Origin of the sequence: Crocinitomix catalasitica ATCC 23190, from assembly GCF_000621625.1 — a bacterium.
Classification (GTDB): domain Bacteria; phylum Bacteroidota; class Bacteroidia; order Flavobacteriales_D; family Crocinitomicaceae; genus Crocinitomix; species Crocinitomix catalasitica.
In genome coordinates this window covers 105176-119510 of the sequence record NZ_JHXV01000012.1, presented here as the reverse complement: position 1 = coordinate 119510, position 14335 = coordinate 105176, and the positions used below count along the sequence as shown (strand labels likewise).

At 33.6% G+C, this 14335-nt stretch carries 13 protein-coding genes; 6 read left to right on the top strand and 7 right to left on the bottom strand.

Going from position 1 to position 14335, the window contains the following annotated elements:
* Nucleotides 1-59: 59 nt before the first annotated feature.
* From T367_RS0109880 to T367_RS0109865, 4 genes are all read right to left on the bottom strand, one after another.
* Entirely contained in the window at nucleotides 60-1253 is a 1194-nt protein-coding gene (locus tag T367_RS0109880) for an ABC transporter permease (RefSeq protein ID WP_027419694.1), read from the bottom strand.
* Between the two features lie 3 nt (nucleotides 1254-1256).
* Entirely contained in the window at nucleotides 1257-1898 is a 642-nt protein-coding gene (locus tag T367_RS0109875; protein ID WP_027419693.1) for an ATP-binding cassette domain-containing protein, read from the bottom strand.
* Between the two features lie 69 nt (nucleotides 1899-1967).
* Nucleotides 1968-2417: a GNAT family N-acetyltransferase gene (locus tag T367_RS0109870; RefSeq protein WP_027419692.1), complete on the bottom strand. Its 450-nt coding sequence runs from the start codon at nucleotides 2415-2417 to the stop codon at nucleotides 1968-1970.
* Between the two features lie 20 nt (nucleotides 2418-2437).
* Nucleotides 2438-2884, bottom strand: a complete 447-nt coding sequence (locus tag T367_RS0109865) for a hypothetical protein (protein ID WP_027419691.1) — start codon at nucleotides 2882-2884, stop codon at nucleotides 2438-2440.
* An 88-nt stretch (nucleotides 2885-2972) separates the two neighbouring features.
* On the opposite strand from T367_RS0109865, the gene T367_RS23865 reads away from it, so the two are divergent.
* Nucleotides 2973-3665, top strand: coding sequence for a DUF4294 domain-containing protein (locus T367_RS23865; protein WP_051568479.1), 693 nt, complete (start codon nucleotides 2973-2975; stop codon nucleotides 3663-3665).
* Between the two features lie 61 nt (nucleotides 3666-3726).
* Complete coding sequence (gene idi / locus T367_RS0109855; protein ID WP_027419690.1) at nucleotides 3727-4254, top strand: isopentenyl-diphosphate Delta-isomerase; 528 nt, start codon at nucleotides 3727-3729, stop codon at nucleotides 4252-4254.
* On the opposite strand, the gene uvrA is transcribed toward idi, so the two are convergent.
* Nucleotides 4251-7049, bottom strand: a complete 2799-nt coding sequence (gene uvrA / locus T367_RS0109850; protein WP_027419689.1) for an excinuclease ABC subunit UvrA — start codon at nucleotides 7047-7049, stop codon at nucleotides 4251-4253. The genes idi and uvrA overlap by 4 nt on opposite strands.
* 326 nt (nucleotides 7050-7375) lie before the next feature.
* On the opposite strand from uvrA, the gene T367_RS0109845 reads away from it, so the two are divergent.
* Complete coding sequence (locus T367_RS0109845) at nucleotides 7376-7972, top strand: RNA polymerase sigma factor (RefSeq protein ID WP_027419688.1); 597 nt, start codon at nucleotides 7376-7378, stop codon at nucleotides 7970-7972.
* A gap of 118 nt (nucleotides 7973-8090) precedes the next feature.
* A complete protein-coding gene (locus T367_RS24895) occupies nucleotides 8091-8261 on the top strand; it encodes a hypothetical protein (protein ID WP_157454188.1) in 171 nt (56 codons plus the stop codon).
* Nucleotides 8262-8310: 49 nt separating this feature from the next.
* On the opposite strand, the gene T367_RS0109835 is transcribed toward T367_RS24895, so the two are convergent.
* Both T367_RS0109835 and T367_RS0109830 read right to left on the bottom strand, forming a co-directional pair.
* The gene (locus tag T367_RS0109835; protein ID WP_027419687.1) at nucleotides 8311-8739 is read right to left on the bottom strand and encodes a DUF5606 family protein; all 429 of its coding nucleotides are present in this window, start codon (nucleotides 8737-8739) and stop codon (nucleotides 8311-8313) included.
* A gap of 87 nt (nucleotides 8740-8826) precedes the next feature.
* Entirely contained in the window at nucleotides 8827-11391 is a 2565-nt protein-coding gene (locus tag T367_RS0109830) for a S8 family peptidase (protein ID WP_027419686.1), read from the bottom strand.
* Nucleotides 11392-11548: 157 nt separating this feature from the next.
* Here T367_RS0109830 and T367_RS22005 point away from each other — a divergent pair, with 157 nt between their 5' ends.
* The gene (locus tag T367_RS22005; RefSeq protein ID WP_035843196.1) at nucleotides 11549-13168 is read left to right on the top strand and encodes a S8 family peptidase; all 1620 of its coding nucleotides are present in this window, start codon (nucleotides 11549-11551) and stop codon (nucleotides 13166-13168) included.
* Between the two features lie 74 nt (nucleotides 13169-13242).
* Nucleotides 13243-14325 carry a hypothetical protein gene (locus T367_RS0109820; protein ID WP_027419685.1) on the top strand — a complete coding sequence of 361 codons (1083 nt, stop codon included), beginning with the start codon at nucleotides 13243-13245 and terminating at the stop codon, nucleotides 14323-14325.
* Nucleotides 14326-14335: the final 10 nt, after the last annotated feature.

Genomic DNA, 14335 nt, shown 5'->3' with positions numbered 1-14335 from the left:
GCTAAATGTCAGACGTGGAAAAATAATATATAGTTAATGGTTTAACAAAAAATTAACTTTTATTCCGCAGCCCCTAATTTGTTTACAGTTTTTTTAATGTTTAAATAATTCGAAATGATAAAGAGTAGGAAACAAAATATAGCAACCATCAAAGTGATAAAAATACTTGTTCCAGCAATTGTGATTCCATTATTAGTTAACCAGATATCCACGATAAATAATTTTATTAAAACCATTATCGCTATTGCTGAAAAGGTAATGATTCCGAATATAACACTTAGTTGTCGAATAAAAGTTTTCACAATTTGCTCGATTGAATAACCAATTCGCAATAAAGTTTGAATCTCGTATGCTGCTCTACTTAAAACCAACTGAGAATATTGAACAAACCCCATTAATGATAATAGCATTATTAATACGGAAGCAATTCCGAAAATGCCAATAACTACTGCGATGATGGTTTTAATTTTAGCAACATCAATTGCTGACTCGCTTACGTCTAAATTCATTTTATTCATCAATTGATCTAATTCTCCATAACTATTGTCTTTAGTAGTGATAAAAATTCGATTTGGATCAAGATTCACACCTTTGCCATATTTTTCATTGGCTTGACTTAAAAAGGATTCTGGTACTAAAATAGAACTGATCTTATGAGAAAAGCCAACAACTTTCCCAATCATTTCTTTTTTCTGTCCATTTCCTTCAAGATGAATTTTTAAACGTGCTTGCATCAATAAATCCTCAGATATTTGACTTAATCCTTGGCTTTGCGCAAATCCGTAGTTAATGATCATTATAAAATCACGCGGTAAAACGATAGGAATAAATTCGCTATCTTCATTCCAATCCCAATCAACATCAATGTCCATAAACCTATTCGGAATTGCTTGAAAAAACATATCTGCATAAAAATGTGGCAAACCATCACCTTCAACTTCCGATATACCTACCTTGAAATCGGCAGATTGAAATGGTGCAACATCCGTTATAAAGGGTTTCTTATTTAATTCTTCGATGTCCCTTTTTGTAAAGGCGGTGGAGTTGAGGCCAATCGTACTTAATTTGGTAACCTTCTTCTGGATTACAACAGAGTTGGGTCCAAATAATTCTTCTTCATTCGAGTGGAACGACTTTACGTCGAGAATTAATTGAACGCTTAATAATAAGGCAGTTAATCCAATAAATGCACCAATTGTTGCAAATAAAAACTGAAAAGTACTGCTGTTTTTGAATAATATTTTCTTTAACATAACCTATAGTTTTAATTCGCTATCATACTTAAACCCGTGTGTGCTTCCTAAACTTGAGAGGATGAATCCAGCATTGTTCATATCCGTTTCAGCTGCAATTAAATCCAATGCGAGGGCTGCATTATTCTCATCAAGATGACTAAAAGGTTCATCCATTAAAAGTAATTTAAACGGCTGTAGCAATGCTCTTATAATAGCCACCCTTTGCTGTTGGCCAAGTGATAAAGTTTTTGTGATCTGATCTTTTCTATCTCCAATTCCTAATAGTGACAACATCACTTGTATTTCAGCAGCAGTCTTGTGATTTGTTAATGCATTTTTAAGCTCTAAATTCTCCCAGATCGTTAATTCTGGAAATAGTTGCAAATCCTGAAAGACAACACTAAACGTATCTCTACGAAGATTGGTCCAGTCGTTCATTCCAAATTCTGCTATATTTTTTCCGTCCCAAATTATTTCCCCACTATAATCCTTTCTTAAACCAAAAACAGTATTGATAAATGTAGATTTACCTTTTCCACTACTTGCATTTAATAATACTTTTTGAGGGAACTCTATTTTAAATTCAGACGACCAAACACTTTGTTTATCATGTTTATAGTCGACCAAAGGGTAGGGTAGTACATTCTTAAATTCTAATTTCATGAATCGTGGTTTTGAATATAACTTGCAAATTTGTTGCCAAAACTTATAGTTGGGTGGTTACAAAGGTATCTATAACAACTTTTTAAACAGCATTTCGACATGAGGAATGCCGTCTTCAAGGTATTCCTTTCCGGTTGATGTGAAGCCTAAATTTGTATAAAAATCAAATAGGTAAGTTTGTGCAGAAATACGAATATCGGATCCTTTCAGTTCATTTTGAATAAAGTCTATCGCTTTTTGCATAATTAAATTACCGTAGTCTTTTCTTCTGGCGACTTTATGAATTACAACGCGACCGATGGCAAATTCAGGATAGGCGACACCAGGTTTTAAAATACGTAATGTCCCCATTGTTTTTAGGTCATCCTTTAATATTAAATGATAGGCATCTTGATCGAGGCCATCTAAATCCTGATAGGGACAATTTTGTTCAATTACAAATACAGCAATACGCAATGCTGCTAATTCGTAGAATAGGTCTTTTGATAATTCTGAATAATGCTTAATTGATAAGTCCATGCTATTGTAAGCGATTGGTTTTATTTATTTCTTCGATTTGCTTCTTTTAAACATTTATTAACCTTACGTTCATGTTTTGCACGTTCGTCTGGTGTTGTATTGGGGGCCGTCAATAATTCTTTACAATGATTGTCAATTACTTCCGAGCGGTCTAGAATTAGCGTTAATTGATCGTCGTCATCAGTAATCATAATCGCTTTTTCAATAGAATCGTTTTTAATGATGCAATCACAAAAATCCCATTGTACGCCATATTTTTTTTCAATTTTCTCAGCCACTTCAACTTCACTATCAGTATATCCAGCAGTGTCAACAAATTCTTCGTTTAATTCTACCGTCTTAATTGTATCAATAAATGATTCTATTTGAGTTGTGTCGATATCAATCAAATCTGTTTCAGTATTTCCATTACATGCAAAAATTAAAAAAGGGATGATTACAAATATTATTTTCTTGATAGAATTCATAAGGCTTTTGCTAGATTTATTATGCTCAAAGATAATAATATCCTAAAATCTTCGTAAATTATGGTACGGAACTTGTATTATAATCATTATGAAAACTACAGTTTTAATACTAACCATTTTTGTAAATGTATTTGCATCAGCTCAAATGACGAGTAACACCTCGGATAGTTTGACTGAGTATACATCTACTCCTGTTTCTGTGTACACTGCAGAATATTTAAGAGCTTATAATAATATAAAAAAGAAAGTGGTTAAACTTTACCCTTATGCTTTGTATGCGGCTGAATTGATAGATGAAATCGAAGAGAATTCAAAATCGATTGAGAAACGACGTAAGCAAAATAAGTTTTATAAAGATTCGTATTCCGACTTAAAAGGAGAATTTAAATATTTCATTTTAGATCTGTACAGATCGGAAGGAAGGTTTTTAATGAAGCTAGTGAATAGAGAAACTGGTATGACGATTTATGAAATTTCTGAGAAATACAGAGGAGGCATGACGGCACAAAGTTTTAAGTTAATGGCTAAAGTGTGGGACCAAGATCTGGATATCCGTTATGATTCAACAAATGCTGAAGGTAAAATAACAGAACATGTGATTAGCGATATTCAAGCTGGAATAATTGAATTTAATGACGAATTCGTTCCATTGGATAAAGCGGCATACAAGGAAGCACAAATAGCGTATAAGGAACGTGTAAAAAAGAATCGAAAAGTTAATCGTACGCGAGCTAAAGCTTTTCGTAAAAAACAGAGAAAAGCCAAAAGATTAAAAGAATAAATTAATTTCGTAGCTTTTAATAGGCATTGTCTAAAATCGGCATGTCACAATTAGATTGTAAATGGTGAATGTTATTTTAGTAAATGATCAAGACGAGCCGACTGGGCTAATGGAAAAATTAGAAGCACACAGGCAAGGATTGTTACATCGTGCGTTTTCTGTTTTTGTTTTTAATAATCAACAACAACTTTTATTGCAACGCAGAGCAAAATCTAAATATCATTCGGGTGGATTGTGGACAAATACATGCTGCAGTCATCCTTTAGACGGCGAAACTGTTGAGGAAGCTGCCGAACGCAGACTTGTGGAAGAGATGGGGTTTACCTGTGATATGGAATTACAATTTAACTTCATCTATCGGGCTGAATTGGATCAGGGTATGATTGAAAATGAATTTGACCATGTTCTATTCGGAACCTATAACGAAGCTCCAGAAGTAAATCCAGAAGAAGTAGGAGAGTGGAAGTATATGGATATTTCAGCGATCTCAATCGACTTGGAAGAAAATCCAGAAGCATACACGGCGTGGTTCAAAATAATCTTTGATCGTGTGATAAAACACTTGGCGGATAATCCAATCTCCGTCTAAACTTTTTCAAGTATTTTTTTATTCTTTAAATGTTGACCGGTATAACTTTCCTTACAGTCAATAATTTCTTCAGGGGTTCCTTCAAAAACAATATTTCCTCCAAGTTTACCACCTTCGGGACCTATATCAATCAACCAATCAGCACATTTTAATACATCACTATTGTGTTCAATTACTAGTATCGAATTCCCTTTTTTGATTAACTCATAAAAAGCAATCAGTAGTTTGTCTATATCATGAAAGTGAAGACCCGTTGTTGGTTCATCAAAAATAAATAATGTTTGATTCGTTTTAGATGCAGATGGTCCCAAGAACGAAGCAAGTTTAACCCTTTGTGCTTCACCACCAGATAGCGTACTTGATGATTGTCCCATTGTTAAATAACCTAATCCCAAATCGAATAGTGGTTGAATTCTGTCTACTATTTTAGCTTCTGTTTTATCATCTTTACTGAAAAACAATAAAGCCTCTTCTATTGAAAGACTTAGAATATCATGAATATTTTTGCCTTTATACTCAATATCTAAAGTCTCGGGAGTATAACGTTTGCCTTTGCAATCCTCACAGGTTAATTTAACATCAGCCATGAATTGCATAGAGATTGTAATTTCACCTTCTCCTTTACATACCTCACATCTTCCACCTGGAACATTGTATGAGAAATGACCAGGTTTTAAACCTCTAATTTTTGAAAGTTGCTCGCGAGAAAATAATTCTCTGATATAATCAAAAGCCTTTACGTAGGTCGCAGGATTACTTCTCGAAGATCGTCCGATTGGATTTTGATCCACCATTTCAACATCGTGAAGTCTGCTAACATCTCCGCTCAATTTGTCAAAATCGCCAATAGGATTACTTGATTTTCCTAGCGCTTTTAATAAGGCAGGGTAAAGAATCTGCTTAATTAAAGTCGATTTTCCCGAACCACTCACGCCAGAGACACAAACCAATCCATTCAATGGAATTTTAGCTGTGATATTCTTTAAATTATTCTCTCTTGCACCTTCAATGAGCAAGTGACTATTGAGTTTTCTTCTTCTTTCAGGAATAGGTATTACTTTGCGTCCTGTTAGATAATCCGCAGTTAAACTATTCTTTGCTTTCAATAAGTCAGCGTGATTACCTTGAAAAACGACCTCTCCACCATATTTACCAGCCAATGGTCCAATGTCAATGATTTGATCAGCCGCTAACATTATCTCTTCTTCATGTTCCACTACTATAACTGTATTCCCGACAGCTTTTAATTGATTTAGAATTTGAACGAGACGTTGTGTATCGCGAGGATGTAAACCGATACTCGGTTCGTCTAATATATACATCGAACCAACTAAGCTACTTCCTAAAGATGTTGCTAAATTAATACGTTGTGATTCTCCTCCAGAAACAGATGAAGATCTTCTATTTAATGTTAAGTAGCCGAGACCAACATCATTTAAATATTGTAATCTATTTTTAATTTCTAGAATTAATCTATCCGCGACATCTGTTTGGAATTTATCTAATTTTAAACTTTCAAAAATCGGTAATAATTCATCAACAGGATATAATAAAAAGTCACTTAAATTATATTGATCAACTTTAACATAGTTGGTTTCTTTACGTAAACGAGTCCCTCTGCAATCGTGACATTTAGTTTTGCCTCTATATCGGGACAACATAATACGATATTGAATTTTATAAGATTGCGTTTCAAGAAATGAGAAGAAATCATTGATACCTTGCGTATGCACATTTCCATGCCAAAGTAAATGCTTATCCTCTTCACTTAGTTCTACAAAAGGCTTATGAATAGGAAATTTATTTTTTACTGACTGGGCAATAAAACTATCTTTCCATTCACGCATTTTTTCACCTCTCCAAGCGGCTACTGCTTCATTGAAGATACTCAGGTTTTTATCAGGAATAACCAAATTCTCATCAATGCCAATAACACTGCCGTAACCTTCGCAAGTTTGACAAGCACCATAAGGATTATTAAAAGAGAAAAAGTTAACCGAAGGTTCTATAAATTCTATTCCGTCTAACTCGAATCTATTTGAAAATTTGAATTGCTTTTTCGTGTCAAAAATTTGCACAATACAATCACCAAAACCTTCGTAGAAAGAAGTTTGAATCGAGTCAGCAATTCGTGATAAATAATCCTCATCATCGAGCATATGACTCAATCTGTCAATTACGATATATGATTTATTCTTTTGATATGATTTAGGGTCAATTTCATCTAAATTAATAATATCATCGTTAACTTGAACCTTTGTATAACCTTGAGATACTAATGTCTCAATTGATTTTTTAATGGTATTGTTCTCATGAATAATCCAAGGTGCTAGAATTAAATACTTTTCACCTTCTTTGAAGTTACGAATTACATTCACAACGTCTGTAACCGTATGCTTTTTAACTTCTTTTCCGCTTGTAGGACTGTAAGTTTTACCAATTCTGGCGAATAATACTTTTAAATAATCATAGATCTCTGTTACTGTTCCTAAGGTAGAACGAGGATTATTACTGATTACTTTTTGCTCAATAGCTATGGCAGGAGAAATACCTTTAATATAATCAACATCTGGTTTGTCTAATTTTCCTAGGAATTGTCTTGCGTACGAAGAAAGGCTTTCGACATATCTTCTTTGACCTTCAGCGAATAGCGTATCAAAGGCAATTGAACTCTTTCCAGAGCCTGAAAGACCAGTGATAACAACAAATTGATTGTGGGGTATGGTCAAAGATATATTCTTTAAATTATGAACTCTTGCCCCTTTAATTTTAATCGATTTTTTGTTCACTTTCATCGTGTGCTATTCGTTATTTAATTCGTTCAAAGATAAAGCATAATAATGACTTCACTCGGTGGATAAATATTTTTTTTGAGGTAGACTTTATATCATTAAAATTCGACCGAGTCATACATAATAAACAGTTGTGAATTGAATTTCAATTGTATATAAGGAAACAGGAGAACTATAAGTTTGATCCTTAAAATTTTGTTTTTTAATTGAAAAGTTATATATTTGGTGCTCATCACTTAAAATAAAACTATAGATAACACAAGTACACTTTGAAAATTGAAATGAAAAAAATGTCGAGCTAATTCATAGTTCGTGCTTAAAAGTGTATTATGAAAAATCTAGTTTTAACTGATCAAGAATTGATACGTTCGTATCTCGCTGGTGATGAGAAATCTTTCGAATTATTACTGAATAGAAATAGAGGCCGTATTTTTGGATATATAATGTCTAAGGTTCGTGACGAAAGTCTTGCGAATGATTTATTCCAAGATGTATTTATTAAAGTGATTCGTACTTTAAAAAATGGGTCTTATAATGAAGAAGGAAAATTCTTACCATGGGTACTTACAATTTCGCATAATATGGTCGTCGATCATTTTAGAAGAAGTAATAAAATGAAAATGGTATCTGAATCGAGCTCAAAAGGTGATGACTTTAATATCTTTTCTGTTTTATCATTAACGGATAAGAATATTGAGGATGTGATGATTAAAGAACAAATTGAGACGGACTTAGTTCGTTTAGTTGATTTTTTACCTGACGAACAACGCGATGTTTTGAAAAATAGAATGTTTAAGGGGATGTCGTTCAAAGATATAGCTGATAAAGAAGATATTAGTATTAATACAGCGCTTGGAAGAATGCGTTATGCATTAATTAATTTAAGAAAATTGGTTCACAAACATGACGTGAGTATCACAGTATAACTGAAAAATATCATTCCAGAAAAAAATCTTTGTTCTAAATGGGCAAAGATTTTTTTTTGTTAAATACAATATATTTATACTAATTCAGTTTATAATAAAAAACCCGTATAAGTAGCCTATGATGAAAATCTACAACAATGAAGAGTCTGCAACAAACAAGACTTTAAAAATGCCAAAAAAATCGACAATTGATACAATTTTGGCTTTTTCAAAATCATTTGAAGTATTGAACTCTAAAAACGAAGAATTTGACGTGAATGTCAAACAAGTTGAAATCTTATTAAACTAAAAAAGGGGCTGTTTTTTCAAACAGCCCCTTTTAAATTTATTTGATATTTTTATTCCTCCTCGCTCTGCGCGACTTCACTTTCTTGTTTTTCATTTTCTTTCGAAACAATTCCATGTTCTACTAGAATGTTATACCATTGAAATAATTTCTTGATATCAGTATCATAAACACGATCTTGATCGTAATCAGGCAAGAATTTTTCAAGTTCTGCACGCAATGATTCTGGCTTTTCTTTATGACTTAAAGACTTTTCGAAATTTGCTATTTCTGCCAATTTCGAATATACTTCCGCTAAAGGAACGTCTTCTTCGTAGGTATAAATACAAATATCCTCTAAAGCAGATATCTTATCAGTAGCGAAAGCTGGAAACTTTTTAGATGTTTCTAACGATTGTACAATGATATTATTTCTTCCTTGAGCAGCAACTTTGAACAAACCTGGTTTGCCAGCAATAGATATAATTCCTTTTAAATTCATGTAATGTTTTTTTTCAAATCGGGAGTAAAAGTAAAAATTTAATTAATGTAATTGGTATTTATTTTTACACCCATTAATGTTGGTTATTTATTTTTTTATTAAACGGTAACTTTTAAAGCTTTGATCATAATATAACGAGAGTATATATGTTCCGGAAGCGAGATTAGGCAAATCAACTGAAATGAACAAATTGTTCTCATCAATATCGTCACGCTGATAAATTAATTTACCTGAAACATCCGAAATTATAATCGAATTTAAGGCTTGGTTATTTTTTATAATATTAAATCTTTCTGTAAAAGGGTTCGGGAAAATTAAAAATTCGTTCATAGATAATTCTTCAATAGTAGAATAGTCAACAAAATATAAGTCCGATATTAACGAACAGCCATCTTCACTGAATACTTCTACTGCATAATTCCCTGTAACAGTAGGATTGTAAAACTGACTGTCAGAATCAATAATTGGGTTGTCATTTAAATACCAGATAAAAGAATCTGCAGCTGTTGTAATAAGTCCGCCTCCAGCTATATTAATAATTGGGAAGGTAGGTATTTCACCTTTTAAAACATGTATTGTATCGGAATATGCTTTACAGCCTTTTTCATCACTCACAATAACAGAAACGTCGGCTGTTTCATCTAATTCTATGCTTGATGTTGTAGCATCGTTAAACCATTTATACGCAGCAAAATCATCCTCAACAGTTGCAAAAACTTTAGGTGTTTCACAGATTAGTGTATCGCCTGTAACTGTTACATCAAAATTACTTTGATTCAACATATAGAAGGCATTTACTTTTCCGTATCCATAAGCATTATTAGGCGTTACTTCTGTAAAACCATCTTCATAACTATAGTCATGTAAATCATTTAGAAAATCTTGATAACTAGCATTGGGGCATTTCTCTAAATAAAGTGCTGCAATTCCTGCAATTACAGGAGAGGCCATTGATGTACCACCATTTCGCACATGTTGACCACCTTCAGCTAACATACTCGGATTACTTTCTCTTAATGATGCTGATAGCCAAAGAGGACAAGCACTCATTATTCCATCACCAGTTGCTGATACATCTGGTTTAATCAAACCTTTTCTATTTGGTCCTTTACTAGATGCTGGACTTAATTCGCCAGGAGGTCCTCCTGCTACAATATATGGTTCACCTGCATAATCGATATAGTCGTATTGGTTCTTGAAATTTCCAACGGTCACAACCTTTGGTGAACATGTCCAAGAACTTACAATGGTTGAATTAGAATCCGGAAGATTAAAATGAGCGATGTCAGGAAAATCCATTTCATCAGGTAAACCTGAATTTACAATCTCTGAAGCTCCTAACCAAGCTCCCGACCATAAATCATAGGTGCCTTCACCAAAAGTTTCGAATCTAAAATAATAATCAGACGAATCAGGATTTAAGATAACCATTTCTATATGGTAAACACCATTTATTTCTTCACAAAAGAATTCAACAGGCGCTAAATTATGTTCGCCAACGCGAATCGTATCATAAACTGTTGTGCCTAATAAAGGGATGATTGTATAAAAATCTGTTCTTGCTCTAAATTCAAATGTAGGATCTACAAGGTCGGCACCAAAAGCAAAATTTACATTTCTAAAGTCTGCCGTGTCTGCCCATAAATCAAAATATACGGCTGGCACACCAAAAGCCGATTCCATATTTACATCAAACCAACAAAAGCTAGTGTCTTCATCAACATCAGCTTTTAAATGGTAACTACCTTGATTTCCTGAATTTCCTGCTGCAGCGACAACTATTCGACCGGTTTTAGCATGCAATATGCTATCGATTATAACAGATGCTGGATCCGTTCCATCATGACTACCTAAGTAACTCCCAACACTTGTATTTACAACTGCTGGTTTACCCAATTCATCTGCCATAGCAAATATAAAATCAATACCATCAGCAACGGTTAAGGTCCAGTTTGCCAATCCAAAATTCGTTTCAACTATAATGATATCAGAATCTGGCGCCACACCTTTATGTGTTCCAGTTGCTCTTCCATTTCCAGATCCTGCACCAGTAACAGTTGTTCCATGAGCACTTCCGTCTCCAGAAGTACAAATTCCTGCGTCAATATCAGCATTCGACCAAAGTTGGCCGTAACCATATCTAGCAGGTGTTCTGTCTTCGTCAAAAGCAAGTGTATGATCCCAATAATATAAAACACGTGAAGTGCCATCGTCATTTTTAAAATCTTCATGATTAAAATCTAAACCTGAATCGATATAACCAACAACAACACCAGCGCCAGTTAAAGCGGTTGGGAGTGGAGCATTACCATTGTGCACACTGTCAATATTTTGAACAATCCGCATCGTATCATTCAATTCTTTAGGAACAGCAGGATTAAAATAAACTTGCGAAATCATTCCACCTTGAATCATCACTGTAAGTTCGTTAGGGGTACAACGAATAAAATGCCATGAATCTGCACTGTATTTATACGTGATGCCTTGAAAACTCTTAATTTTATCAACCTGGCCTTTTACGGCAAAGTCAGTAACTAACAAAGCGTTTTTCTGCTTATAATGTTTAAGGGAAATACTTTCCCACGTTGTATTCTGTGATAAAACTATTGGACTTGCCAATAATAATATAAATAGTGTATAGAGATGTTTCATATCGTTGTGCTTTAATGACGGACAAAACTACGAAATGGTTTATTCTAACCGAATATATTTTTTGCACGATTAAAATGGAATATTACCTTTCATGTATTCTGACGAGGATTATTCTAAGATTTCTTGTACTTTTAGCCAATATAAAATTAATCATAAAATGAATAAATTCGGAAAAATTGCTGTAGCAACGCTTTTATTGGCTTCTCAAACTGTTGGAGCTCAAGAAAACGTTGATAAAAAAATATTGAATTGGTATAATGGTGCTAAATTTGGTATGAGTACGGATAAAGCATACGCTAAACTTTTATCTGCAAAAGAATCTAAACCAGTAGTAGTTGCTGTTATTGATTCTGGTGTTGATATTGAGCACGTAGACTTAAAAGGCAAAATTTGGGTAAATACTGATGAGATTGCTGGTAACGGTATTGATGATGATAATAACGGATATATTGATGATGTACACGGTTGGAATTTCTTAGGGAATGCTGATGGTGAAAACATGAATTCTGAGCAATTAGAGGTTACTCGTTTATATGTTAGTTTATCTAAGAAATTTGATGGTGTTAACGAAAGTGATGTTAAGCCTACGGATAAAAGTGATTACGAATTGTATAAAGTGGTTAAAGCTGAATACGAAGGTGCAGTTACTAATGCGCAACAAACTTTAGGTAGAGTTGAACAAATTATTGCTAAAGTAGGAGAGACAAGAACGTCTATCGAAACAAAATTAGGAAAAAAAGATTTTACAGTAAAAGACTTAGAAGGTTTGAAAAAATCTGATCCATCTACGGCTGCTGATGTTGAGTTTATGACAATGGCTTTAGAAAATGGTTGGTCTAAAGAGAGCTTACAAGGTGCAGTTGATCATTTTACGAATCAATTGAATACACATTATAATGCTGAGGTTGCAGGAAGAACAATTATTGGAGATAATCCAAATGATTTTACTGATGTAAACTACGGGAATAATGATGTTGAAGGTCCTGACGCATTTCACGGAACACACGTTGCAGGAATTATTGGAGCGGTTAGAAATAACGGTATCGGTAATGATGGTGTAGCAGATAATATTTTAATTATGTCTGTTAGAGCTGTTCCTGACGGAGATGAAGCTGATAAAGATGTTGCTTTAGCAATTAGATATGCAGTTGATAACGGAGCGCAAGTTGTAAATATGAGTTTTGGTAAATCTTATTCACCATATCAAGAAGAAGTTGCAAACGCAATTAAATATGCTGAAGATAAAGGAGTATTATTAGTACATGCTGCTGGTAACTCATCTAAAGATATAGGTGTTGAACCTAACTATCCAACTCCACAATACAGTTTTATGAATGAAAAATTCACGAACTGGATTGAAGTAGGAGCTTCAACTAAATACAAAAAATCTAAATTGTCTAAAGATGGTCCATTTTTAGTTCGTCCAGGTTTAGCTGCAAGTTTTTCAAACTATAACAAAACTAAGGTTGATGTTTTTGCTCCAGGTTTAGAGATCTATGCAACGACTCCTAATGATGAGTATGCTGCAATTCAAGGTACTTCAATGGCGGCTCCAATGGTTGCTGGAGTAGCTGCTTTATTAAAATCTTATTATCCTTCATTAACAATGATCGAAATTAAAGAAATTATTTTTGCATCGGTTCAAGAAATTGACAGAACAACACCATTACCAGGAGAAGCAACAAACCAAGTAGCGTTTGATACACTTTCTGCAACAGGTGGAATTGTGAATGTTTACAATGCTGTTAAATTGGCAGAAGAGAAGATTGCAAAATAAAATTTAATAATTAACGTTTTAATGCCAATTTCCATGCAATGGAAGTTGGCATTTTTTTTGCTTAATTTTACAATATGAATAGAAGTTTTATCTTATTATTAGTACTCGTTTTTAGTATCAACCTGAATGCACAAGATATCAATGTGTTTGCAGGACCGAATAATCGCTTATATCAGTTTAATGCCGGTTTATTCGAACAAATCTATTATCAACAAACAGCAGATGTTTTTCTAGGAAATAAATATGTATGTTATATCGATTCGAAAGGGGATGTAATGTTGCATTATGACGGAAAGTCGACGCTTTTTGGACAAAGTTATACGCAGTTAATTAATACCGATAATTTATTGGTTATGCAAACAGCTGGCGTAATTCGAGTGTTTGATAGAGGGGTAAAACATATATTAACAACCAATGCCAATTCATTTGCTGTTGGGGATAGTATTGTTCTGTTTCAAGACAATATTGGCGGTTATTTAAAATACTATTATCAAGATGAGGTGAGAACTGTTGCGATGGTTGTTGGAGATTACCCAATGAATTCAAGCCAAATTGGGGCCAATTTGTTTGTTTATCAAGATAATGCAAGCAATTATTCTGTTTTTTGGCGAGGTAAATTCACTGAATTATTAAGTACCAATTTATCTGTCGATTTTTCAGCTGGTCAAGATATCATTGCTTTCAACGATCCACAAAACGGAACTTTTACAGTTTTTGATAATGGATACATTGTCGATGCTGAACCGCAACATGCATTGCAATATGCTTCAGGTAATAATTTTGTTTATTATCAAGATGCAGCAGGTGCGCACAAAGTTTATCGCGAAGAACGTGTTTCTGATTTAGGTTTTGACATGCAAGATGTGATGGTGAGTGATAGTATGGTTTACTTTAAAGATATTGGTATCTCTAAAATATGGTACAACGAAAAAGTGTATCAAATTTTTAATGATGTAGTCACTGCGCCTCAAATAGACGGTGGAATTATGGGTTATATCAATAAATGGGGTGGAGTAAGTGCGTTTGTTAGAGGAGAGGAGATTGAAATTACCAGACAAAAAGTCCAAGAATTTAGAGTACAAGGCAATACAATAATGGTGAAATATAGCGTCTCTGCTTTTGCTGTATGGTGGAATCATAAGATGTATGATTTTTAAATAAATAATC

Bases quoted from the DNA above. Each gene is read 5' to 3' on its own strand.
- uvrA (WP_027419689.1), bottom strand. From the start codon at position 7,049: ATGAAAGTGAACAAAAAATCGATTAAAATTAAAGGGGCAAGAGTTCAT.
- T367_RS0109880 (WP_027419694.1), bottom strand. From the start codon at position 1,253: ATGTTAAAGAAAATATTATTCAAAAACAGCAGTACTTTTCAGTTTTTA.
- T367_RS23865 (WP_051568479.1), top strand. From the start codon at position 2,973: ATGAAAACTACAGTTTTAATACTAACCATTTTTGTAAATGTATTTGCA.
- T367_RS0109875 (WP_027419693.1), bottom strand. From the start codon at position 1,898: ATGAAATTAGAATTTAAGAATGTACTACCCTACCCTTTGGTCGACTAT.
- T367_RS0109820 (WP_027419685.1), top strand. From the start codon at position 13,243: ATGAATAGAAGTTTTATCTTATTATTAGTACTCGTTTTTAGTATCAAC.
- T367_RS0109830 (WP_027419686.1), bottom strand. From the start codon at position 11,391: ATGAAACATCTCTATACACTATTTATATTATTATTGGCAAGTCCAATA.
- T367_RS24895 (WP_157454188.1), top strand. From the start codon at position 8,091: ATGATGAAAATCTACAACAATGAAGAGTCTGCAACAAACAAGACTTTA.
- T367_RS0109835 (WP_027419687.1), bottom strand. From the start codon at position 8,739: ATGAATTTAAAAGGAATTATATCTATTGCTGGCAAACCAGGTTTGTTC.
- T367_RS0109870 (WP_027419692.1), bottom strand. From the start codon at position 2,417: ATGGACTTATCAATTAAGCATTATTCAGAATTATCAAAAGACCTATTC.
- T367_RS0109865 (WP_027419691.1), bottom strand. From the start codon at position 2,884: ATGAATTCTATCAAGAAAATAATATTTGTAATCATCCCTTTTTTAATT.
- idi (WP_027419690.1), top strand. From the start codon at position 3,727: ATGGTGAATGTTATTTTAGTAAATGATCAAGACGAGCCGACTGGGCTA.
- T367_RS22005 (WP_035843196.1), top strand. From the start codon at position 11,549: ATGAATAAATTCGGAAAAATTGCTGTAGCAACGCTTTTATTGGCTTCT.
- T367_RS0109845 (WP_027419688.1), top strand. From the start codon at position 7,376: ATGAAAAATCTAGTTTTAACTGATCAAGAATTGATACGTTCGTATCTC.